Raw genomic sequence first — 22,606 nt, forward strand, 5'->3', positions numbered from 1 at the left:
CACATGGACGTTATCACAGTTTTACAGTTCAATCATGATGGGGAAATTATGAAAGATAACACGATGAGTTTCTCTGTAAACAAAGATCTGGATGTTCATTCAAAGAGCTTTGATGCATTCATATCATACATGGAAAACAGCAACGATTTCTGGATTATAAAAGATAGCGAATCTCGATTCGTCTATGTTAATAATGTTGCGTTTTATTACTGCGGTCTCCCTAAGGGTTTTAATATAGAAGGGAGGCTTGATGATGAATGTCCAGCACCGTGGGCTGAGTTTGCAGATATTATACAAGCTAATGATAAAAACGTAATGGCGAGTCAAAAAACCATTCCGGTACTAAACACTTTCACTTACGGCGGGAGAGAAAAAATGATCCAGCCGTTCTTAGTTGATATTACACCGCTAATGAAGGATGGAAAATGCATTGGGGTTGTGGGACACGGCAAAAAACTCCAAATTTATTCCATGTACCATTTTGAAAACAGCAGGCATCCTGATTCATTAACTTTTGGCACACCAACTGATTTATTTACCGACAGAGAGTTCGATATAATATTTTTTGCGTTGCAATCGCTAAGCGCTAAAGACATAGCGAGAAAATTAGGTATCACATATAGAACGGTACAAAGCAGGTTACAATTTATTTACCAAAAAATAGGGATAAACTCATTAAGCCAGTTAAAAGAATATTGCAGGGGTAAGGGGTATGATAACTATGCTCCGACCCGATTTATTAACCCTAATCCCTATATACCTCTGGCATAACGATGAACCATACCGTTATTTTCACTATTCTATTAAGGTTCTGCCTAACAGAACCTTATGCTCCAACCAAAACTCGCTTAACAACGCGAAAAACAGTTTTGTGGGATACCTCACATGGACGTTATCACAGTTTTACAGCTCAATCATGATAGGTGAAATTATGAAAGATAACACGATGAGTTTCTCTATAAATAAAGATCTGGATGTTCATTCAAAAAGTTTTGATGCTTTCATATCATATATGGAAAATAGCAATGATTTTTGGGTTATAAAAGACAACGAATCTCGATTTGTCTATGTTAATGATGTTGCGTTTTATTACAGCAATCTCCCTAAGGGTTTTAATATGGAAGGGAGGCTTGATAGTGAATGTCCCGCACCGTGGGCTGAGTTTACAGATATTATACAAGCTAATGAAAGAAACGTAAGGATTAGTCAAAAGACCATTCCGGTACTAAACACTCTAACTTACGGCGGGAGAGAAAAAATGATCCAGCCGTTTCTAGTTGACATTACACCGCTAATGAAGGATGGAAAATGCATTGGGGTTGTGGGACACGGCAAAAAACTTCAAATTTATTCCATGTATCATTTTGAAAACAATATTCATCCTGATTCATTAACTTTTGGCACACCAACTGATTTATTTACCGACAGAGAGTTCGATATAATATTTTTTGCGTTGCAATCGCTAAGCGCTAAAGACATAGCGAGAAAATTAGGTATCACATATAGAACGGTACAAAGCAGGTTACAATTTATTTACCAAAAAATAGGGATAAACTCATTAAGCCAGTTAAAAGAATATTGCAGGGGTAAGGGGTATGATAACTATGCTCCGACCCGATTTATTAACCCTAATCCCTATATACCTCTGGCATAACGATGAACCATATCGTTATTGTCACTATGCCATTAAGGTTCTGTCTAACAGAACCTTATGCTCCAACCAAAACTCGCTTAACAACGCGAAAAACAGTTTTGTGGGATACCTCACATGGACGTTATCACAGTTTTACAGCTCAATCATGATAGGTGAAATTATGAAAGATAACACGATGAGCCTCTCTATAAATAAAGATCTGGATATTCATTCAAAAAGCTTTGATGCCTTCATATCATATATGGAGAACTGTAATGAATTCTGGTATATAAAAGATAAGGAGTCGAGATTTATCTATATGAATGATTATGGACTTCATCATAGCGGACTACCCAAAGGGTTTAATGTTGAAGGTAAACTAGATAGTGAGTGTCCGGTTTATTGGTCTGAGGTTGCTGATATCATTCAATCTAATGACCATAGAGTGATGGAGAAAAAAAAAGTCATTCCTACTTTGATTACATTTATGTATGGTGGTAGGGATAAAATTATTCAACCATTTATGGCAGATGTCGCGCCTTTGATAAAAAATGGAGAATCGATTGGCGTAGTAGGCAGGGCTAGAAAGCTAGAAGTTTTTTCAATGTATCATATGGAAACTAATAAACCTCCTGAATCATTATCATTTGGCAACCCAACTGAGATTTTTACAGATAGAGAGTTCGATATCGTATTTTTTGCGTTGCAATCGCTAAGCGCTAAAGATATAGCCAGAAAATTAGGTATCACATATAGAACGGTACAAAGCAGGTTACAATTTATTTACCAAAAAATAGGGATAAATTCATTAAGCCAGTTAAAAGAATATTGCAGGGGTAAAGGATATAACAACTATGCTCCGACCCGATTTATTAACCCTAATCCCTATATACCTCTGGCATAACGATGAACCATATCGTTATTGTCACTATTCCATTAAGGTTCTGTCTAACAGAACCCTATGCTCCGACCAAAACTCGCTTAACAGCGCGAAAAGAGTTTTGTGGGATACCTCACATGGACGTTATCACGGTTTTACAGTTCAATCATAATGGGTGAAATTATGAAAGATAACACGATGAGTTTCTCTGTAAACAAAGATCTGGATATTCATTCAAAAAGCTTTGATACCTTCATATCATATATGGAAAACAGCAACGATGTTTGGGTTATAAAAGACAACGAATCTCGATTCATCTATGCCAATGATATTATGATTTATTACAGCGGGCTTCCTAAAGGTTTTAATATAGAAGGGAGGCTTGATGGTGAGTGTCCAGCACCGTGGTCTGAATTTGCAGATATTATACAAGCTAATGATAACAATGTAATGACGAGTCAAAAGACCATTCCGGTACTACACACCTTCACTTATGTCGGAAAAGAAAAAATAATCCAACCATTTCTGGTCAATGTTACTCCTCTAATGAAGGATGGAAAATGCATTGGGATTGTGTCGCACGGTAAAAAACTTGAAATTTACTCCATGTATCATTTTGAAAACAACATTCATCCAGAGTCATTAACTTTTGGCAAACCAACTGATTTATTTACAGATAGGGAGTTCGATATCGTATTTTTTGCGTTGCAATCACTCAGTGCTAAAGATATAGCGAGAAAATTAGGTATCACATATAGAACGGTACAAAGCAGGTTACAATTTATTTACCAAAAAATAGGGATAAACTCATTAAGCCAGTTAAAAGAATATTGCAGGGGTAAGGGGTACGATAATTATGCTCCTACCCGATTTATTAACCCTAATCCCTATATAACTCTGGCATAACGATGAACCATACCGTTATTTTCACTATTCTATTAAGGTTCTGCCTAGCAGAACCCTACTCGCCGCCAAAAAAGTTTTGGTTTACCCGATTTTGGAATACTACGCCTATCTGACGATCCGTGAAATCAACAGAAATATAGAGAGAAGTGTCAACACAATACAAAAGATTAAATAATTGATGCAAAAAAATTAATTATGATAAACATCAAGGAGTGACGTTAATAACTCCATTTTAATCATGCCTGAAGCTTTCCAAAAGACAGAAGAAAAGCTTCAGGCATTTAATCTCTTCTCATTGATTTTTTTTCGAGAAGTTTATTTTAATTTATTTAGAATATCTGCTTGGCCATATTTCGAAAGGCTCACAATTCAAAGCAATAGCAATAAGTTGTTCACCCTTAGGCCACGGACGGTGCAAAGCATTTGATAAAGTAGATGATGCAAGCCCCGCTTCTCTTGAAACAGCAGCTAACGACGTTCCCCGTTTTTTAAGCCCTGCAATAATATCAGCCGGGTGCCAGTCGTTTTTTACAATCATTCCTTACTCTCCTCTCAGTTTGGTTATTCAAGGTGCTATATTCATATTCTCTTAAAATTAATATTTTTATATTGTTACAGCTTTTCCCTGAGTCCGCACTGGTGCGGAATATTTAAAAATAGCTGCCCCAAGACGTAAAACCCCGTTAAGTACAGCCAAATATTCTCCGAATAGGAAAATGTTATACCTGACAATTAAAAGGTCATAAATGAACTTTAATTGTTAAGTAATATTCTTTTATAGATACCGGAATATTCAAAAAGTTTAGTTATTTTGGGAAATGTTGTAAGCAGCATTAAATACATTAGCAAATGCCCTAAAAAAGCACTTCAATTACGAGGAATGACGCCAATTAAATACTTTATGGTCATCGAAAAATTGCTTGTGCAACGGCAAATCAGCCAGTCGATAATTATCGACTGGCTGAATAACCGTTAACGTGCTTAATTCTGTGCCGTTAGCCTGTCCTTAATGCGATAAAACCACCGCCCTCCCAAGAATGCCACCACCAGTTCAAGAGAAGCTATTGCAGCTAGAGTTAGGATAAACAAGGTCTTGCCCGCACCCACTAATATCCATCCACCTATTGCCGGAAACCCAAATATACCCACAAAGTAGGCGACAACAAACCAGGTGAGGGCAGCGTGACGATTCTCAAGCGCAGAGTCGTTTACTGCCCATGTTTGAATAACGGGATACACCAATCCATACCCTATCCCCGTTAACATGGCCGCCACAATCTGGAACATAGGGTGAACCGGTATGCCTAGCAAAGCCAAAATGCCCATGACTAAGAATAACATCAGCGCGATGACTAACGGGATACGGGGCATCATCGATAAATGTCGGGCCAACAAAAGCCGCGACACAACCACGGTCGCTGCATGTACAGCAAAGAATGTACTTGCATTTGCTCGAGTCCCTTCGACAAGCGAACTTTGGAACGACATCATTCCGGAGAATACGCAGCCTCCCAGACCTACCATCACAATGGGACGGATCGCACTACTTGCAGCAATCTTGGTTATTTTTTTCACCCAAGGTCTCAGTGATAACTCCCGTTGACCATGCGGCTCCTTGATCCCAAAAGTCGCCAGAAGTAGTGAAGCGAGGATACCAATGACGCCAACAAAGAGAAACGTTATTCGGATGGGTACTCCTGCCTGTTCAACCGCTGCGGCGAGGAGGATGGGACTGCCGCAAATTCCAGCCATTTGAAACGCGCTGAAACGAGTAAACCAGTGACCTCTGTCAGCGTCAGTGACACGCTCCGACAATGCCATAGGCCCACTGATATAGAACATTCCCCAACCGAGCCCAATCAAGAACGCCGCGATACGCGGGATGTAACTCAGTTCACCGCTGAAACCGCCTAAAAGAAAATAACCACAAGACATCGCCAAGGCCGCGAGGGCTGCAAGGCGCGATGCTTCCAGTTGCCCGGCAAACCATCCGACCAAAGGAACACCAATCAAAGTACCGACCAAAGCCACGCCAAGGGTTGTCCCAGTGTCAATGTCACTCCCCCCTTGTGACCGAAAATACGCGGAAATAAGAAAGGTGGCGCCATATCCCCCCGCTGTGAACAGGGTTCCGAACAGGAGAAAAAGTGCCGACATTGTTCGCATGAGTCAAACTCCATCTTAAATATTATAGGATGCCGAATGGCTTTGGTGCCATCGACCTCAGTTTATTCACCGCTTTTTCCAGACGGAGACAAACATACCGTATCTCATCCTCATTATTAAATCTGCCCAGTCCGAAGCGCACACTGGCTTGAGCCTGAGCATCACTGACCCCTATTGCCTTTAATACATGTGACGGAGCTCTGTTAGCGGATGTGCATGCAGACCCAGAGGACAACGCAACCTCGGAGAGCTCCAGCAACAGCGAATCAGCATCCAAGCCGTTGAAGGAGACATTTAACAGACCAGGAAGGCATTCGGTGAGATGGCCATTTATCCGAACGTCAGCCACATTCTCGATAATATACAATCGAAGCAAATCCCGTAAATAACGTAATCTCATCGACTCATCAGGCAAGTTTCTAACAGACAGTTCGACGGCGCGCCCGAAGCCTACTATTCCCGGGACGTTAAGGGTTCCAGAGCGTAAGCCTCGCTCATGTCCTCCTCCAACAATGAGAGGAGCGAGTGTTATATTCTTATTGCGGGAATCAATATAAAGTGCACCAACCCCCTTTGGTCCATATATTTTGTGCGCGGAAAATGAGGCAAGGCTTATATTCATGCGCTGTACATCAAATTTTATTTTGCCGAGCGCTTGCGTGGCGTCTGTATGAAGAGGAATGTCATGTTCCTTACAGATCGCGCCTATCTCTTCAATTTTTTGTATTGAACCAATCTCGTTGTTAGCGGCCATAATCGAAACAAGATAGGTATCATCTCTTATTGCACGAGATATTGAGTCTGGGGATACGATGCCGTCGCTTTGCGGCGGTAAATAGGTCACCTCCGTTCCCATTGATTCGAGCCTACCGCAACAATCAAGAACAGCCTTATGCTCGATTGTCGATGTGATGACATGCCCCTTTTTGCCCCGATGTTGAAGGCCCGCGATTGCAAGATTGTTCGACTCGGTGGAGCCAGACGTGAATATAATATCGGAATAACTCGTCGCATTTATCGATGTTGATATCAATTTTCTTGCATTATCAACAGCTTCCATAGCTTTCCACCCAAATGCATGGTTATTACTGGAAGCATTTCCATAAGCGCAGGTAAAATAGGGCATCATAGTTTGGAGCACGTCGGGATCTAATAGCGTTGTAGCATTATTATCCAAATATATCGGCCGGGTTAAGTTGTACATAATTTTCCCCCTTAATAAACAAAGATGAAGTTATTTTTTTATTATCTTGACTATATCTGCTAGGCAGTAATTACATCACCTTTACTCACCTCCCCTTCTTCATTAACAAGATTAAGACGAATGGCAGTTAAAACACCAAGCATATGGCTGAGTTGTAGCCCACGCACATATGCCAAAGCTCTCGACCAAGCGCAGTCCTCAAAAAACACTTCCAGAATAGCATCTGAGCCTTTGTGATCACCTGCGGCTTTCTCAAAATACTCCTTCGTAATTGCCGCACAGGTGAGTTTCTGAGTCGGCTCTTCGTAAGAAACATTTGATGTCGGCGGTTTGCCGTCAGCGAGGTTTTTGGACACCATCCGCCGTGTGATAGTTTCGGGTATTTCTCCGGAGGCTAGGATGTGGACAAGGTGCTGCCTGGCTGAATCTTCGTGAATAACACGTATTTCACTGAGCGGGATCTGATATTTTTCTGCTACAGGCAAGAAGATATTCCCGATCGAGGCGTGGAGATGACTTAGACGGGGATTCCGTTTTTGAGAATTAGTGAGGTTATTTATCAGGAACTGGAGGCGGAATATCCCATGATGATCGAACGCCACGGATATCCTCGGTAATTGACCACATTCATCTTGGCTTCGCTTGGCGAACATCAGAGCAGCCTCAAAGGCTTTCAACTGAGCCTCGACAACTATCTCACTATCCTTATTAAGATAAACTCGTGAATTCCCTGCCAGTATACTTACGTTAGTTTCTCGCTGATTCATTTTCATCAATATCCTTTACCATGATGGATCATATGTATAAGGATGCCCGAAGGATCCATTAATTTTTGGAGCAGGGGAGTTCTTAAAGAGTGATTGATATAACGTATGGAATATAAGGAGATCTTTATAATTTCACGTACGCTGAATACCTTTTTCTCTTACGATCCCGGTTATAAAACAAGTATGTATGATATTAGACAAGGGTATAATTCCCATAAAAGAAGTTGGATAAAGGTTAGCGTATCTTTTTTATCAAAAAATAGATCTTCGTCTTGTTTAAACATTTTTTCTTTTTGACCTTGCAGCCGTAGCTCCGAGCCAGACCATCGGACATCATCCCGCTCTCAGTTTACCGGGGAATTCTGTCACACCAATACAAGGTCCAGTTGCCAAGTATGGATATGTCCGAACTGTTGTTGAGACAGCTAACTAAAATCCGTTATATCAAGGTAAATCTTCTCAGCAACATTAAAGGGGGGATTCTCGCTATTAAGCCATCGGCGAAAAGTTTCATATGTGAAAACATGGCTGCACCGACCGACTGCCTCAGGAAAACTCAAAAATTGACGTTGTAGAAGTTATCAGGCTATTACCCTTATGAAGGAGGGTTTTAGCCTTTCATTTGGAAGAATAAAATTATTTCAGGTTTGTCATGCTCAAACATCAACCTATTACACACAGCTCAACTTAATTTTTTCTCTTCGAATCACAGCTAGCTCTCCGCTCAACAAACATATTTAAAAATCCATCAGTTATCCTCTTACTATCCGAATAAATCAGCATGGCTACCAACTCGATACAAGATCAATTCAGTGTCCGTACGTCGATAAATCAGTAGTAAATCCGGTGCTCCATGACATTCCAAATAACCAATATAGTTACCATTCAGGCGGTGTTCTTTATACTTCGGTGGTAATGGCTGGCCGGTTTGCAAAAGCGCAAGGGTTTTCATAATGATTTCTTGCGCTTTTTTATTGTTGACGTACTTTTTGGCATCCCTTTTAAATCGGCTCTGATAAACGAAAATCAACACTGTTACCAGCCTAAATCACTTTTTAATTCATCAAGCGTGTTGGCACGGTGAACACCTATCCCGTTCTCTAGATCATGAATTGCCTGTAACGTCTCGCTATTCGGTTGCAGCAACCCATCCGGTAGCCGACCTTCTGCGGCTAATCGATTAATAACCATACGTATAACGGTAGATAAATCGAGCCCAAGTGCTTTGGCATTTGCCATTGCCGCCGCTTTGCAGGCTGGTGACACCCTGGCTCTGACAACAGTATCAGTCATAGTAAATGCTCCCCTGTGTGTTTGATTAGAACACCGTAGCCTTTTTGTAGCCACACGTCAAAAGATTATAAATATGACTTGGTAGCCAATTATCTGAGGAGGGTTTTACCCCTCCTGTTTAATACTAATACTTAATTACCGATCAAGCCTGACCTTTTACTTCTTTCAGGCCATAGAAAGGAGCGCGATTACCCAAAGCTTCTTCAATACGGATCAACTGATTGTATTTAGCAACGCGATCAGAACGGCTCATAGAACCGGTTTTGATTTGACCTGCCGCGGTACCTACTGCCAGATCAGCAATAGTCGCATCTTCAGTTTCACCAGAACGATGAGAGATTACCGCTGTGTAACCTGCGTCTTTTGCCATTTTAATCGCTGCCAGTGTTTCTGTCAGAGAACCAATCTGGTTGAATTTAATCAGAATGGAGTTAGCAATGCCTTTCTCAATACCTTCTTTCAGGATCTTAGTATTGGTCACGAACAGGTCATCACCAACCAACTGGATTTTCTCGCCCAATACTTTCGTCTGGTAAGCAAAGCCTTCCCAGTCAGATTCATTCAATCCATCTTCGATAGAAACAATCGGGTATTTTCTGGTCAAATCTTCCAGGTAATGGGTGAACTCCTGAGAAGTGAAAGTTTTACCTTCCCCTTTCAGTTCATAGTTACCGGTTTCTGAGTTGTAGAATTCAGAAGCGGCACAATCCATAGCCAAAGTGATATCTTTGCCCAGAACATAGCCTGCTTGTTCTACCGCTTCTTTAATAGCAGCCAGCGCCGCAGCGTTAGATTCCAGGTTAGGCGCATAGCCACCTTCGTCACCAACCGCAGTACTCATGCCTTTTGCTTTCAGAACTTTAGCCAAGTTATGGAAAACTTCAGAACCGATACGAACCGCCTCTTTCAGCGTTTTTGCTCCAATCGGTTGAATCATAAATTCCTGGATATCAACGTTGTTATCCGCGTGCTCACCACCATTGATGATGTTCATCATCGGCAATGGCATAGAGAATTTACCCGGGGTGCCATTCAATTCAGCAATGTGCTCGTACAACGGCATGCCTTTCGCTGCTGCTGCGGCTTTAGCATTAGCCAGAGAAACCGCCAGAATCGCATTAGCACCGAATTTAGATTTATTTTCAGTACCATCCAGGTCGATCATGATTCTGTCGATGTTAACCTGATCTTTAGCATCCTGACCGATAACTGCCTGTGCAATCGGGCCATTTACTGCATCAACAGCTTTCAGTACACCTTTACCCATAAAACGGGATTTGTCACCGTCACGCAGTTCCAACGCTTCGCGAGAACCGGTAGATGCACCAGAGGGTGCAGCCGCTAAACCCACAAAACCCCCTTCCAGATGCACTTCTGCTTCTACGGTTGGGTTACCACGGGAGTCAATGATTTCACGACCGATCACTTTAACGATTTTGGACATTAGGTTTTCCTCAGTACAAGTTACATTTCAGATAAGTGACGGAATACTTCATACCGTCACTCACTGCACATCTTATTTGAGCTGGCCTTTCTGGTATTTACCGGCGGCTTTAACAAAACCAGTAAACAACGGATGGCCATCACGAGGAGTGGAAGTAAATTCTGGGTGGAACTGACAAGCCACGAACCAAGGATGGTCTGGGATCTCAATAATTTCTACTAATTTATTGTCCACTGAACGACCTGCTACCCGCAGACCAGCATCTTCAATACGTTTCAGCAGTAAATTATTCACTTCATAACGATGCCGATGACGCTCAACAATCGTATCTGCCCCATACAAAGCGCGCACCAAGCTATCTTTTGTCAGGTGACATGGCTGACCACCCACACGCATCGTTCCACCAAGATCACTCTCTTCGCTACGCACTTCTAAATTACCGTCTTCATCACGCCATTCGGTGATCAGACCAATAACAGGGAACCGGCAATCAGGTTCAAATTCTGTTGAGCTGGCTTTTTCCAAGCCCGCAACATGACGAGAAAACTCAATCAATGCTACCTGCATGCCGAGACAAATCCCCAGATAAGGAATTTTGTTCTCACGAGCATAACGGGCTGTCATGATTTTGCCTTCCACACCACGGCCACCGAAACCACCAGGAACCAGAATCGCATCCAGCCCCTTCAATAATTCAACACCACGAGTTTCAACATCCTGGGAATCAATCAGTTTGATGTTAACCGTCAGGCGATTTTTCAATCCACCGTGCTTCAATGCCTCAATCACGGATTTGTATGCATCAGGCAGTTCAACATATTTACCCACCATCCCAATAGTGACTTCACCGGCAGGATTAGCTTCTTCGTAAATGACTTGCTCCCATTCGGACAAATTTGCTTCCGGACAATCGAGGCTGAATCGTTTACAAATATAATCATCTAAGCCTTGAGATTTCAATAGCCCTGGGATTTTATAAATGGAATCAACGTCTTTTAGGGAGATAACCGCTTTCTCTGGTACATTACAGAAAAGAGCAATTTTTGCACGCTCATTAGCAGGAATGACGCGATCTGAGCGGCAAATCAGAATATCCGGTTGAATACCGATAGAAAGCAGTTCTTTTACCGAATGCTGAGTAGGTTTAGTTTTGACTTCGCCAGCCGCTGCCAGGTAAGGCACCAGTGTCAGATGCAGATATAAAGTGTGTTCACGGCCAACTTCTACTGCCATTTGGCGAATCGCTTCAAGGAATGGTAAAGATTCAATATCACCGACAGTACCACCGACTTCCACCAGCACCACATCATGACCTTCACCACCACTGATGATGCGATCTTTGATTTCATTGGTGATGTGAGGAATAACTTGAACAGTCGCCCCCAAATAGTCGCCACGGCGCTCTTTGCGCAGAACTTCGGAATAAACCCGCCCCGTCGTAAAGTTATTGCGGCGAGTCATTTTAGTGCGGATGAAACGCTCATAGTGACCTAAATCGAGATCAGTTTCAGCGCCGTCTTCGGTAACGAAGACCTCCCCATGTTGGATTGGGCTCATCGTACCTGGATCGACATTGATGTACGGGTCCAGTTTCATAATAGTGACATTGAGTCCACGGGCTTCGAGTATAGCCGCCAAAGAGGCCGCAGCAATGCCTTTACCCAGAGAGGATACGACCCCGCCGGTCACAAAAATATAATTAGTTTTCATGCTGAACCTGAAAGTTTAGGTTTAAAGATGATGGATATAACCAAGACGGGAAAGCAGTATACCCGAACCTTAAATTTGCCACAAATAATCTGAACGCAATCAGGTATTTTCCACCATGCCTTAATCAAGAAACTCCCCTAATTATTATTTAAATTCATTAGGTTAGTTTCTTTAAGAAAAATCGCCTTACTGCAAGAAACTGAAAATCTCAGTTTTGCGATTATTGCTTCTTAACCTGTTGCCACATTTGTTCCATTTCTTCCAATGTCGCCGCTTCCAAGGTGTGGCCTTTGTTCAGGATAAGTTTTTCTACTTCTCTAAAGCGGTTCTCAAACTTATTGCATGCTTTTTGCAATGCAATTTCCGGTTTGTATCCCAGATGACGGGATAAGTTCACAACGGCAAACAACAAATCGCCAATCTCTTCTTCCAGATGCTGCTGATCAACAACCGCCTGATGAGCTTCATCCATTACTTCGTCGATCTCTTCATAAACTTTGCCCAACACTGGCCCCAACGTATCCCAGTCAAAACCAACCACGGCACAACGTTTCTGTATTTTATACGCTTTCATCAATGCCGGCAGACTTGTCGGAATGTCATCAAGGACCGAATGCAGATCCTTTTGCGCTCTTTCCTGCGCCTTATGTTTTTCCCAACCACTAGTAGCGACATCACTGCTGATATTCTGTTGCTGACCGAAAATATGTGGATGGCGGCGCTCCAGCTTATCGCTAATCGCATGGCAGATATCATCAAAATCAAACAACTGCTGTTCTTTGCCCATTTCAGCATAGAACACCACCTGAAATAATAGATCACCCAATTCTTCTTTCAGATCAGAAAAATCACCACGCTCAATGGCATCAATGACTTCATAAGTCTCTTCTAATGTATAAGGTGCGATAGTTTTGAATGTCTGTTGTTTGTCCCAGGGACATCCCTGTTGAGGATGGCGCAACCGCGCCATAATCTCTAATAACCGTTTTATACCCGTCATCTTTCAAGTTGCCTCTTTGTTGGCTGCACTCGCTCACCCCGGTCACATAGTTCGCTATGCTCCCGGGGATTCTCTCCCTTGCCGTCGCAATGCATCTTGAAATCCATAGGGTATATACCCTTCATCTTTCAAGCTGCTGCTTTGTTGGCTGCTTTCACTCACCCCAGTCACATAGTTATCTATGCTCCTGGGGATTCGTTCACTTGCTGCCTCGCTGCAACTCGAAATCTATTAGGTATATAGCAAATGATTTCATTTTTTATCCAAATTTTCCTGCGGTCAGTTGCCATGAAGACGTTTGGCTTCAATAACATCCGGTAACTGATTGGTTTTCGCCAAGATCCGTCCCAGTACTTGCAGGTTATAAATCTCAATATTCATATCGATGGTAGCAATCTGCTGTTTTACATCACTGCGACTACTCACCCCAAGCACATTCACCTTCTCATTCGCCAGGATCGTGGTGATATCACGTAATAATCCACTGCGATCATTCGCAACGACACGCACAATTAGTGAGTAACCGCTGGAGTAACTCTCTCCCCAAACCGCATCTACTACCCTTTCCGGCGCATTTTCCTGCAACTCAGCCAGTTGTTCACAATCAACCCAGTGGATAGAGATACCCCGACCACGAGTGATAAAGCCGACAATCTCATCGCCGGGAATTGGCTGGCAGCAACGGGCAATGTGATGCATCAAGTTACCCACACCTTCTACCACAATCCGCCCATCATTTTTAGCAGAACTGCGCTGAGGATGTGATTTACTCTCTAAATTGCGAAGCGCTTCCCGATCTGCATCTTCTGCGGTGGTTTTATTAAATTTGCTTTGCAAGAAATTGGTTAACTGGTTAATGCGGATATCACCCACACCAATGCCCGCCAACACTTCATCAAGTGTATGGACGTTATAACGGGCAATCAGCAACTTTTCCGCTTCTTTTAGGCTGAGATCCAGATGGGCCAGTTCGTTATCCAACATCTGACGACCCGCGATAATATTTTTATCCCGATCCTGTTTACGGAACCAGTTGTGGATTTTCGCCCGACCACGGCTTGTGGTGACATAACCCAAGTTTGGATTCAGCCAATCGCGGCTTGGGTTCGGGTGTTTCTGCGTGATGATGTCAATCTGATCGCCCATTTGCAATTGATAGCTGAATGGCACAATACGACCACTAATTTTCGCACCGATACAACGATGCCCCACATCACTGTGAATATGGTAAGCAAAATCCAACGGCGTAGAGCCGGCAGGGAGATCAATAACATCCCCTTTCGGTGTAAATACATATACCCGATCATCAAACACCTGGCTGCGAACTTCATCCAGCATCTCACCAGAATCAGCCATCTCTTCCTGCCATGCGATCAATTTACGTAGCCATGCAATGCGTCCTTCATATCCCGCACGACTGCCCGCCATTGCCCCCTCTTTATATTTCCAGTGGGCGGCTATTCCCAATTCTGCATCTTCATGCATCTGACGGGTGCGAATCTGGATTTCCAGTGTCTTACCACCCGGCCCAAGCACGACGGTATGAATGGATTGGTAGCCATTAGGCTTCGGGTTAGCCACATAATCATCGAATTCATCCGGTAAATGACGATAGTGAGTATGTACTATCCCCAGTGCCGCATAACAATCCTGCAAACGTTCAACTACAATCCGTACAGCCCGAACATCAAACAGCTCATCAAATGCCAGCGATTTTTTCTGCATTTTGCGCCAGATGCTGTAGATATGTTTAGGACGCCCGTATATCTCAGTGGTGACACCCTCTTTGAGCGTATACTTACGTAATGTATTGACAAAGTAATCAATATACTGCTCACGATCAATGCGGCGCTCATGCAGTAATTTGGCAATTTTTTTATATTCATCAGGATGGAGATAACGGAAGCAGTAATCCTCAAGTTCCCATTTAAGTTGACCAATACCTAGTCGGTTAGCGAGCGGCGCATAAATATTGGAACACTCTTTCGCAGCCAATACACGCTCATCTTCAGTCTCCTCTTTAACTTCCCGCAAATGGGCAATCCGCTCTGCCAATTTGATAATGACACAGCGAAAATCTTCCACCATTGCCAGTAGCATCCGGCGAACATTATCAACCTGCACGGAACAGATTGAATCGTGATGAGTGGCTTTCAACTGACGAATAGCATCCATTTCCATAACGCCTTTCACCAGATTGGTAATCACACTACCAAACGCCTCGGTGACGGTTTGATCGTCAAGTAATTTGGCATCCACCAGCGGGAACAGTAGCGCAGCACGCATACTGTCATTATCCATACTTAGCGTGGAGAGGATCTCAACCATCTCTACACCACGCCATAAAAGAAGTTCTGAATCAGGATGATTTTGCGCTTTTTCGTGACAATAACGCCAGGTTTCGGCTAATGTTTCACCCAATTGAAGATTCGCTACATTTAAACTCGCGATCCACTTGTTTACTGCAAACTCTCCCGCAGGGGTTAAATGAGCACTTCTTACCGCAACCATAAATCTCTCCCGACGACTTCATAGCTTCTACCCAACCACGATCTAACGACTAAATAGTACCATTGACTCCAGATGCCCCGTATGCGGAAACATATCAAGCATCCGCACACTGATAATTTGATAGCCAGCCTCAAGCAGAATCTTACTGTCCCGCGCCAATGTTGTTGGATTACAAGAGACGTAGACCACCTTTTCCGGCGCCAGCTCAACAATGTGTGACATGACGCCTACCGCACCAGCACGCGCCGGATCTAATAAGACCTTGTTAAACCCCAGTTTCGCCCAGGGTTGATGATGTATGTCAGCTTCCAGGTTTTCATGGCAGAAAGATATGTTATCCAAATTATTTAATCTGGCATTATATTGCCCATTCGCTACCAACGTGGCAACCCCTTCGACTCCGACCACAGATTGCACTATGCGACCAATAGGTAAGGTAAAATTCCCCATTCCACAGAACAGATCGAGTACTCTGTCATTCGGTTGTAAATCGAGCCACTCCATCGTCTGAGCAACCATTTGTTGGTTCACCTGATCGTTAACCTGAATAAAATCTCTTGGACTGAAAACCAGTTTTAGGCCACCTACCTGATACCAAGGTTCCGGCGGTTCATTCAGCGATTCAAGTGAAGTTTCATCCGCCGCTAGATAGATAGCAACGTTGTGTTGCACAGAAAACGTGCATAGTTTCTCCTTATCTTCCCCTTTCAAGGGATCAAGATGGCGCAATATCATCAATGGACCATTATCTGCTAGCACCAATTCCACATGCCCCAACCGTTTAACCGCTTTCAAATTATTCAGACACTGAGATAATGGCTGCAATAACTGTTCCAGTTCAGGTCGCAAAACAGGGCATTCTTTTATAGCAACTAATTCATTGGATTGATTTTGACGAAATCCCATCATCAGTTGGCGCTGTTTGATTTGATAATGTAAACCAAGCCTTGCCCGGCGCCGATAACCATATTCAGGACCAAGAATCACCGGCTTGGCGGAAACCGCTACACCCGTTTCTCGTCTGATCAGATGTTCGAGAACGTTGGCTTTACTTTCACGTTGTAAATCCGGTGCAACATGTTGTTGCTGACAACCGCCACATACTCCAAAATGGGGACAACGGGGATTTACACGATATGGACTGTCAGATAAACGCTTAACCAACTTTGCTTTTGCAAACTGGCGCTTCTCCTCTGTTAGTTGTACCTGTGCTCGTTCACCGGGCAATAACCCGGCGACAAAAATAGTTTTACCCTGATGGCGAGCTACGCCCTGCCCCTGGGCATCCAGATTATCAGCAGTAACTGTGATGATATGTCGATTTACTGTTCGGCGATTGGGGGAATAAAATTGCACCATGATTCTTACGGACTATGAATTATTAAGTTCTTATTTTCCCATAATGGACGATTATGACCAAATATAGCTTACGCATCCGCATGATGAGCCTGATTCTGGTTCCAATTTTACTGGTTGGCATGTTTTTCAGTATCTCATTCCTCTGTTATCACTATCGTGAACTGAAAAACCAGATTGTTCGATCCGGGATCAGTATTATTGAACCTCTTTCCATCGCCAGTGAAATTGGCATCAACCTGCATAACCGTGAACGCGTCAATTCATTAATAACCCGGCTTCACCGCAGAAATTCTGAGATAGTTCGGGCGATTGCTATTTTTAATGATGATAATCAGCTATTTGATATATCAAACTATAAATACAATTCAGCTCAACTACAGATCGCACCCGATATGTCTCTGCCAACAACCCTGACAAAAATGGAGGTTAAAAACAGTATTATTTTACGCATGCCCATTATTTCAGAACACCATTTATCTCAGAATCAGCAAAATTATGATACCCCATCTTTACATCCGATTGGTTATATCGCCATTGATCTTGATTTACGATCAGCTCACTTACAGCAATATAAAGAAATCGTTATTTTTATATTACTATTACTGATTTGCCTTGGTTGGGCATCACTGTTCGCCTACCATTTGGTTCGTAAGATCACAAAACCTATCAGCGATATGGTCAGTACTGTCGATAGCATTCGCCAAGGGCAATTAAACAGCCGTGTCAGAGGGAAATATTTTGGTGAATTAGATACGCTGAAAAATGGCATTAACGCAATGGCAAAATCGCTTTCCAGCTATAAAGAAGATATGCAAAATGATATTGATCAGGCCACGTCGGATCTGCGGGAAACAATGGAGCAATTCGAAATTCAGAACGTTGAGCTGGCAATAGCGAAAAAACGCGCGCAGGAAGCCGCCAGAATAAAAACTGAATTTCTGGCAAATATGTCTCATGAATTACGCACACCACTTAATGGCGTCATTGGCTTTACCCGCCAAACACTGAAAACATCTTTAACAATACAGCAAACTGAATATCTGTATGTTATTGAACGTTCCGCTAATCATCTGCTGAACATTATCAATGATATATTGGATTTTTCACGGCTTGAAGCTGATAAATTGATACTAGAAAACGTTCCATTCCTGCTACAAGATACGATTGATGAAGTCATGGTGCTACTAACACTCAGCGCCAAAAGCAAGAATATTCAGCTAACTCACCATATTGATCCCCAAATCCCCAACCTGGTCATAGGTGATCCCACGCGCCTTCAGCAAATACTCACCAATATCATTGGTAACGCAATTAAATTCACTGACCAAGGTTCCGTGGAGATAAAGATCAATCTGATACAACAGCAACACCATAAAATCAATTTAGAGATTATTATCAGCGATACAGGTATCGGTATCAGCCCTGAGCAGCAACCGCATCTATTTCAGGCTTTTCATCAAGCAGATGCCAGTATTTCTCGCCGTTATGGCGGTACCGGCCTCGGTCTGGTTATTACAAGGAAACTAATCCGGGAAATGGGCGGAAATATTAGTTTTACCAGCGAGCCAGAAAAAGGTTCTGTTTTCCGTTTTGATTTGTGGCTAGGAAAAGATGATTTCACTCTAACCGACTCAGTTGTACCACAAAAAACACTTATCCACCCCCCGCGTTTACCCATGACAATCATGGCCGTTGATGATAATCCAGCCAACCTCAAACTAATAGGTTCATTACTGGAAGAAACCGTAGAAAAAACAGTGCTATGTCGCAGTGGAGAAGAGGCTTTGCAGTCAGCAAGCTCTCACCATGTTGATGTTATTCTGATGGATATTCACATGCCAGATATGGATGGCATCTGTACTTCCGAACGCATCCACCAACTGCCGCAACACCGCGGTACACCGATCATTGCGGTTACTGCTTATACCTGCCGACCAAAGAGCGATACAAATCAATCTCCGTTTGAAGATTTCCTGACTAAGCCTCTCGATGAAGATCGTCTGAGATCGGTGTTAAATCGCTACGTCAAAACGCCAAAATCACAACATATTAACTGGGCATTAGCACTACAACAGGCAGCAGGAAAAGAACAGTTGGCTATAATCATGTTGCAAATGTTGGTGGATTCACTGCCAACGATTAAAACAATCACAGAAAAAGTGTTGTCAGGAGAAACGGTGGAAGATTATCAACAGCAGATCCATAAACTACACGGTAGTTGCTGTTATAGCGGTGTACCACAACTTAAAGCCCTCTGCCAATTAATTGAACAACAATTACAACAAGGCATTCCATTAACGGATATCGAACCTGAATTGCTGGAACTGACAGATGAAATTGATCATGTCCTTACCGCTGCCCAAAAGATATTGTCTTCTCCACAGCACGCGCAGCGTTTAAACGACACGAAGTAGGCTCAATGAGGGTTTTGCTATTAAATTCGAGGAAGGGTCTTCAATCATAGCTAGTAGGCTATATGCTGATTTTATAGTTTATAAGCTATGAGAAATGAATATGTGGGAAGTCATAACGACATAGGTGTTTGATGCTTGGTATAACGAACAGAATGAGGAGTTACAGGATGACATTCTGGCCGCTCTGGAAATTCAGAGAGAGTATGAGGCAGACCTTACGCTGATACGCTGCATAGCTCTGAATTTCCTAACATGAAAGAGCTGCGTATCCAGCATGCCGGAAATCCTGTACAGGCATTCTTCGCTTTTGACCCCTGTCGAAATGCTATTGTTCTTTGCGCTGGTGATAAAACCGGACTACATGAAAAACGGTTCTATAAAGATATGATCAAACTTGCTGATGCTGAGTTTAAGAAGCATCTCACAGAACTGGGGAGATGAATATGGCCACACTTAATGAATTGCTTGAAAAACGCAGTCCTGAAAGCCGCCGCAGAATTGCTAAAAAAGTTGATGAAATGAAACGGGAAATAGGACTTTGCCAGATCCGCGAGGCTCTTAATGTTTCACAAACTGAGCTAGCAGCAGCGCTTGGTGTCAAACAGCCTACTATTGCGAAAATGGAACAGCCTAGTAATGACCCTAAACTCTCAACATTGAAACGCTATGTCGCAGCGTTAGGTGGAGAGTTAAACCTTGATGTTCGACTTCCTGATGGTAAACGTATCGTCGTCCATATTTAACCCCTGAATATTAAATGGGAAGACTAGGGGCTGTTGACGTTTTGAGAGGGCTTATTGAACAGCATGATGATTGGGTATAATTGCTTTCGCCAAAAACCAACCATGCCTTACCATCATGCCGAGAACCCTGTTATCAAAACCCCTATGGAATACGCTAGCTGTATTCATGCAACATAGTGGGCTTATTTATCACAAAGAAGAACATCACCTGACCTTTGAAGGGATCATTTACCGCATGAGAACCGGTTGTCCCTGGCGTGATTTACCGCCTGAATTTGGGAAATGGAATACCGTCTTTCGACGTTTTAATGAATGGGCAAAGAAAGATATTTTTAATTTAATATTCAAATTGTTATCTGAATATTCTGATACCCAGTGGCTGTTTATTGATGGGAGTATTGTGCGGGCTCATCAACACAGTGCAGGCGCGGCTTCTAAAGAAAATGAATCGATAGGAAAAAGTCAGGGTGGATGGTCAACCAAGATCCATTTGGCCGTGGACAGTGACGGTTTACCTGTGCATTTTGAGCTTTCTGGTGGTCAAACACACGACATCGTTCATGCTGAAAGTCTGGTGTCGCAGTCACCGCCATCGGATTTTTGTGATTGCGGATAAAGGTTACGATAGCGAAGCCTTCAGGCTTATCATGAGACAACAAGGCACAACGCCGGTCATTCCCCCGTCGAAAAGCCGATAAGCATGTTGATACATGTTTATATCGTTACCACCACTTGGTGGAGAATGTGTTTGCCAGAATTAAACATTTTCGCGCAATAGCAACAAGATACGATAAGTTGGAACGTAATTACGCCAGTATGCTGGCTCTGGGTTTTATCATTCTGGTTGCCTATGTGGGCTGAATAAATTATGTACCCGAAAGGTGAACAGCCCCTAGTTTAAATTACAGGACAAGGTAGAAAGTTATCGGCTGGCTCGGTCTCTTAATCAGGAGATCTGACGAAAGGACGGGCCTGAAGACCGAGGTTTCCCGAAGAGAATCAGATAAACTTCCGATACTCTTCATAAGCATAATTATCTGTCATGCCACTGATGTAATCCTGAATAAGACGGGCACGGTAATAGAATTCCATTAGGTCTTTTTCAGATTCATCAGTGGCAACTATTTTCTCTACTGCTTCACCATAAGCCAAACGATGCTTAGTGGAAAGTTTATGTAACAGTCGAGTTTCCATAAAATAATCCTTGTGGAAATTGTTCTGGTTTAATTCCACGAAATCCTGACGGGACATCTTCAATAACGGATAATAAAAATCCAATAATCCATTAATAACTCTATATCCCTGTAACTCCAACTCTTCAATTTCTGGATGATTAAACACTCTCTTACAAGCAATGTTCTTCAATGTTTTAAGTAATCGATGCTCCTCACTCTTATCTTCAAGTAACGCTTGATTAAATGCCCCCTCAAAAACAGCCGGCAGATGATCAATAAAACGACGAGCAGTATAAGGCACAAGTTTGCCGGTAATATAAACCCGCAGATACATAAAAAATTGATCCTGCTGGCTTCGACGTAATTCGTTACCATGAGTTCCCTTATACGCCTTTCTGACCGTCACATCGAATAGATCCCCGGCCCGATGACCGCCGTTACCTTGCCACTCCTGTTCCAAATATTCCATCAATGTATCGACGCTAAAAATCGCTTTTTCAACAGCATCATCCAGATCAGCAATACAATAAGAGATATCATCTGCTGCTTCCATAATATAAGTCAGCGGGAAGCGGCAAAACTCACCCATTTTAAGCTCACGACGCAATTCACGGACAAAATTCTTTTCCGACCAATAAAAACCGGGTTTTTTCATTAGATAATTAAATTGATTTGGTGTTCCTTCCAAACGAAAAGCAGGGCAAGTATATTTTAGAATACAGCCAACCTGAGCATAAGTCAGATTGAGTTTTAATAAGCTATGCACCATACGGATAGCCTGAGCATTCCCTTCAAACTGACATAAATCTTTACGCAACTGGCGACGAAAGAGATCTTTTTTCACATCACCACACAAACGCAACGCCAATATTTCGCATCGATCTTCTCGCTTAATATTTTCCAAGGAAAAACTAAGATCGAGCTTTCTAGCAAACCAATCTTTAATTGCCGCTTCACCAAAATGACCAAATGGCGGATTACCAATATCATGCATTAAACAAGCCATTTCAATCAAACTTTCAAATGATGACAGCCGTTTATCCAACCCGTAATAAGCCAGCAAATTACGCGTTTTCAATTCGTTAATAATCGTTTTAGAAATATAGCGCCCAACCTGTTGCACTTCCAATGAATGCGTCAGGCGACTGCGGACAGCCGCATTATTTTCTAACGGAAAAACCTGTGTTTTCTGCTGTAAACGGCGAATAGCCGCTGAATTCATAATCCGCCCACGATCGCTTTCAAACTGACGAATAACCCGTTCTTCATCCTCAGGATCAATATCATACTGACGATATTTACGCTGATAATTAAGCTTCTGACTAAAGTCTATCCCGGACATTTATCCCCCGACTTGTGAGATAGCACTGCTTTACACCACAGATTATCTGATTGTTTCGT

General features: G+C 42.7%; 18 protein-coding genes and 2 pseudogenes. 8 read left to right on the forward strand and 12 right to left on the reverse strand.

Annotated features, from left to right (window positions below):
- Window positions 1-48 precede the first annotated feature (48 nt).
- The 4 genes from D3222_RS14430 (at window position 49) to D3222_RS14445 (ending at window position 3,419) form a co-directional block, all read left to right on the forward strand.
- The gene (locus tag D3222_RS14430) at window positions 49-771 is read left to right on the forward strand and encodes a helix-turn-helix transcriptional regulator (RefSeq protein ID WP_118986808.1); all 723 of its coding nucleotides are present in this window, start codon (window positions 49-51) and stop codon (window positions 769-771) included.
- Window positions 772-931: 160 nt separating this feature from the next.
- Entirely contained in the window at window positions 932-1,654 is a 723-nt protein-coding gene (locus tag D3222_RS14435) for a helix-turn-helix transcriptional regulator (protein WP_118986781.1), read from the forward strand.
- 160 nt (window positions 1,655-1,814) lie between these two features.
- Window positions 1,815-2,537 carry a helix-turn-helix transcriptional regulator gene (locus D3222_RS14440; RefSeq protein WP_118986782.1) on the forward strand — a complete coding sequence of 241 codons (723 nt, stop codon included), beginning with the start codon at window positions 1,815-1,817 and terminating at the stop codon, window positions 2,535-2,537.
- A 159-nt stretch (window positions 2,538-2,696) separates the two neighbouring features.
- Window positions 2,697-3,419, forward strand: coding sequence for a helix-turn-helix transcriptional regulator (locus D3222_RS14445; RefSeq protein WP_118986783.1), 723 nt, complete (start codon window positions 2,697-2,699; stop codon window positions 3,417-3,419).
- Between the two features lie 325 nt (window positions 3,420-3,744).
- On the opposite strand, the gene D3222_RS14450 is transcribed toward D3222_RS14445, so the two are convergent.
- The 11 genes from D3222_RS14450 to rlmD all read right to left on the reverse strand — a co-directional run bounded on the left by D3222_RS14450 (window position 3,745) and on the right by rlmD (window position 16,873).
- Window positions 3,745-3,957 (reverse strand): helix-turn-helix domain-containing protein, encoded by a 213-nt coding sequence (locus D3222_RS14450; RefSeq protein WP_118986784.1) that lies wholly within the window; start codon window positions 3,955-3,957, stop codon window positions 3,745-3,747.
- A 443-nt stretch (window positions 3,958-4,400) separates the two neighbouring features.
- Window positions 4,401-5,585, reverse strand: a complete 1,185-nt coding sequence (locus D3222_RS14455; RefSeq protein ID WP_118986785.1) for an MFS transporter — start codon at window positions 5,583-5,585, stop codon at window positions 4,401-4,403.
- Window positions 5,586-5,607: 22 nt separating this feature from the next.
- Entirely contained in the window at window positions 5,608-6,789 is a 1,182-nt protein-coding gene (locus D3222_RS14460) for a cysteine desulfurase family protein (RefSeq protein WP_118986786.1), read from the reverse strand.
- A 59-nt stretch (window positions 6,790-6,848) separates the two neighbouring features.
- On the reverse strand, window positions 6,849-7,556 hold the full coding sequence (locus D3222_RS14465) for a hypothetical protein (RefSeq protein WP_118986809.1): 708 nt from the start codon (window positions 7,554-7,556) through the stop codon (window positions 6,849-6,851).
- Window positions 7,557-8,319: 763 nt separating this feature from the next.
- A complete protein-coding gene (locus tag D3222_RS14470; protein WP_112876846.1) occupies window positions 8,320-8,589 on the reverse strand; it encodes a type II toxin-antitoxin system RelE/ParE family toxin in 270 nt (89 codons plus the stop codon).
- A gap of 2 nt (window positions 8,590-8,591) precedes the next feature.
- Window positions 8,592-8,849: a type II toxin-antitoxin system RelB/DinJ family antitoxin gene (locus tag D3222_RS14475; protein ID WP_049583252.1), complete on the reverse strand. Its 258-nt coding sequence runs from the start codon at window positions 8,847-8,849 to the stop codon at window positions 8,592-8,594.
- A 142-nt stretch (window positions 8,850-8,991) separates the two neighbouring features.
- The gene (gene eno / locus D3222_RS14480; RefSeq protein ID WP_118986787.1) at window positions 8,992-10,293 is read right to left on the reverse strand and encodes a phosphopyruvate hydratase; all 1,302 of its coding nucleotides are present in this window, start codon (window positions 10,291-10,293) and stop codon (window positions 8,992-8,994) included.
- Window positions 10,294-10,365: 72 nt separating this feature from the next.
- Window positions 10,366-12,003 (reverse strand): glutamine hydrolyzing CTP synthase, encoded by a 1,638-nt coding sequence (gene pyrG, locus D3222_RS14485; protein WP_118986788.1) that lies wholly within the window; start codon window positions 12,001-12,003, stop codon window positions 10,366-10,368.
- Window positions 12,004-12,223: 220 nt separating this feature from the next.
- Entirely contained in the window at window positions 12,224-13,003 is a 780-nt protein-coding gene (gene mazG / locus D3222_RS14490) for a nucleoside triphosphate pyrophosphohydrolase (RefSeq protein ID WP_118986789.1), read from the reverse strand.
- A gap of 279 nt (window positions 13,004-13,282) precedes the next feature.
- Window positions 13,283-15,514 (reverse strand): GTP diphosphokinase, encoded by a 2,232-nt coding sequence (gene relA, locus D3222_RS14495; protein WP_118986790.1) that lies wholly within the window; start codon window positions 15,512-15,514, stop codon window positions 13,283-13,285.
- Between the two features lie 42 nt (window positions 15,515-15,556).
- Window positions 15,557-16,873 carry a 23S rRNA (uracil(1939)-C(5))-methyltransferase RlmD gene (gene rlmD, locus D3222_RS14500; RefSeq protein ID WP_118986791.1) on the reverse strand — a complete coding sequence of 439 codons (1,317 nt, stop codon included), beginning with the start codon at window positions 16,871-16,873 and terminating at the stop codon, window positions 15,557-15,559.
- 53 nt (window positions 16,874-16,926) lie between these two features.
- Here rlmD and D3222_RS14505 point away from each other — a divergent pair, with 53 nt between their 5' ends.
- From D3222_RS14505 to D3222_RS14520, 4 genes and pseudogenes are all read left to right on the forward strand, one after another.
- Window positions 16,927-19,287: an ATP-binding protein gene (locus D3222_RS14505; protein ID WP_118986792.1), complete on the forward strand. Its 2,361-nt coding sequence runs from the start codon at window positions 16,927-16,929 to the stop codon at window positions 19,285-19,287.
- Between the two features lie 124 nt (window positions 19,288-19,411).
- A pseudogene (locus D3222_RS14510) lies at window positions 19,412-19,728 on the forward strand (type II toxin-antitoxin system RelE/ParE family toxin).
- Window positions 19,729-19,730: 2 nt separating this feature from the next.
- On the forward strand, window positions 19,731-20,030 hold the full coding sequence (locus tag D3222_RS14515) for a helix-turn-helix domain-containing protein (protein WP_118986793.1): 300 nt from the start codon (window positions 19,731-19,733) through the stop codon (window positions 20,028-20,030).
- A 115-nt stretch (window positions 20,031-20,145) separates the two neighbouring features.
- Window positions 20,146-20,895: pseudogene (locus D3222_RS14520) on the forward strand (IS5 family transposase).
- A gap of 134 nt (window positions 20,896-21,029) precedes the next feature.
- Here D3222_RS14520 and dgt read toward each other — a convergent pair.
- Window positions 21,030-22,547, reverse strand: coding sequence for a dGTPase (gene dgt / locus D3222_RS14525; protein ID WP_118986794.1), 1,518 nt, complete (start codon window positions 22,545-22,547; stop codon window positions 21,030-21,032).
- Window positions 22,548-22,606: the final 59 nt, after the last annotated feature.

This window comes from Photorhabdus sp. CRCIA-P01 (genome assembly GCF_003545805.1).
GTDB lineage: Bacteria > Pseudomonadota > Gammaproteobacteria > Enterobacterales > Enterobacteriaceae > Photorhabdus > Photorhabdus antumapuensis.

Bases quoted from the DNA above. Each gene is read 5' to 3' on its own strand.
- D3222_RS14430 (WP_118986808.1), top strand. From the start codon at position 49: ATGAAAGATAACACGATGAGTTTCTCTGTAAACAAAGATCTGGATGTT.
- D3222_RS14435 (WP_118986781.1), top strand. From the start codon at position 932: ATGAAAGATAACACGATGAGTTTCTCTATAAATAAAGATCTGGATGTT.
- D3222_RS14440 (WP_118986782.1), top strand. From the start codon at position 1,815: ATGAAAGATAACACGATGAGCCTCTCTATAAATAAAGATCTGGATATT.
- D3222_RS14445 (WP_118986783.1), top strand. From the start codon at position 2,697: ATGAAAGATAACACGATGAGTTTCTCTGTAAACAAAGATCTGGATATT.
- D3222_RS14450 (WP_118986784.1), bottom strand. From the start codon at position 3,957: ATGATTGTAAAAAACGACTGGCACCCGGCTGATATTATTGCAGGGCTT.
- D3222_RS14455 (WP_118986785.1), bottom strand. From the start codon at position 5,585: ATGCGAACAATGTCGGCACTTTTTCTCCTGTTCGGAACCCTGTTCACA.
- D3222_RS14460 (WP_118986786.1), bottom strand. From the start codon at position 6,789: ATGTACAACTTAACCCGGCCGATATATTTGGATAATAATGCTACAACG.
- D3222_RS14465 (WP_118986809.1), bottom strand. From the start codon at position 7,556: ATGAATCAGCGAGAAACTAACGTAAGTATACTGGCAGGGAATTCACGA.
- D3222_RS14475 (WP_049583252.1), bottom strand. From the start codon at position 8,849: ATGACTGATACTGTTGTCAGAGCCAGGGTGTCACCAGCCTGCAAAGCG.
- eno (WP_118986787.1), bottom strand. From the start codon at position 10,293: ATGTCCAAAATCGTTAAAGTGATCGGTCGTGAAATCATTGACTCCCGT.
- pyrG (WP_118986788.1), bottom strand. From the start codon at position 12,003: ATGAAAACTAATTATATTTTTGTGACCGGCGGGGTCGTATCCTCTCTG.
- mazG (WP_118986789.1), bottom strand. From the start codon at position 13,003: ATGACGGGTATAAAACGGTTATTAGAGATTATGGCGCGGTTGCGCCAT.
- relA (WP_118986790.1), bottom strand. From the start codon at position 15,514: ATGGTTGCGGTAAGAAGTGCTCATTTAACCCCTGCGGGAGAGTTTGCA.
- rlmD (WP_118986791.1), bottom strand. From the start codon at position 16,873: ATGGTGCAATTTTATTCCCCCAATCGCCGAACAGTAAATCGACATATC.
- D3222_RS14505 (WP_118986792.1), top strand. From the start codon at position 16,927: ATGACCAAATATAGCTTACGCATCCGCATGATGAGCCTGATTCTGGTT.
- D3222_RS14515 (WP_118986793.1), top strand. From the start codon at position 19,731: ATGGCCACACTTAATGAATTGCTTGAAAAACGCAGTCCTGAAAGCCGC.
- dgt (WP_118986794.1), bottom strand. From the start codon at position 22,547: ATGTCCGGGATAGACTTTAGTCAGAAGCTTAATTATCAGCGTAAATAT.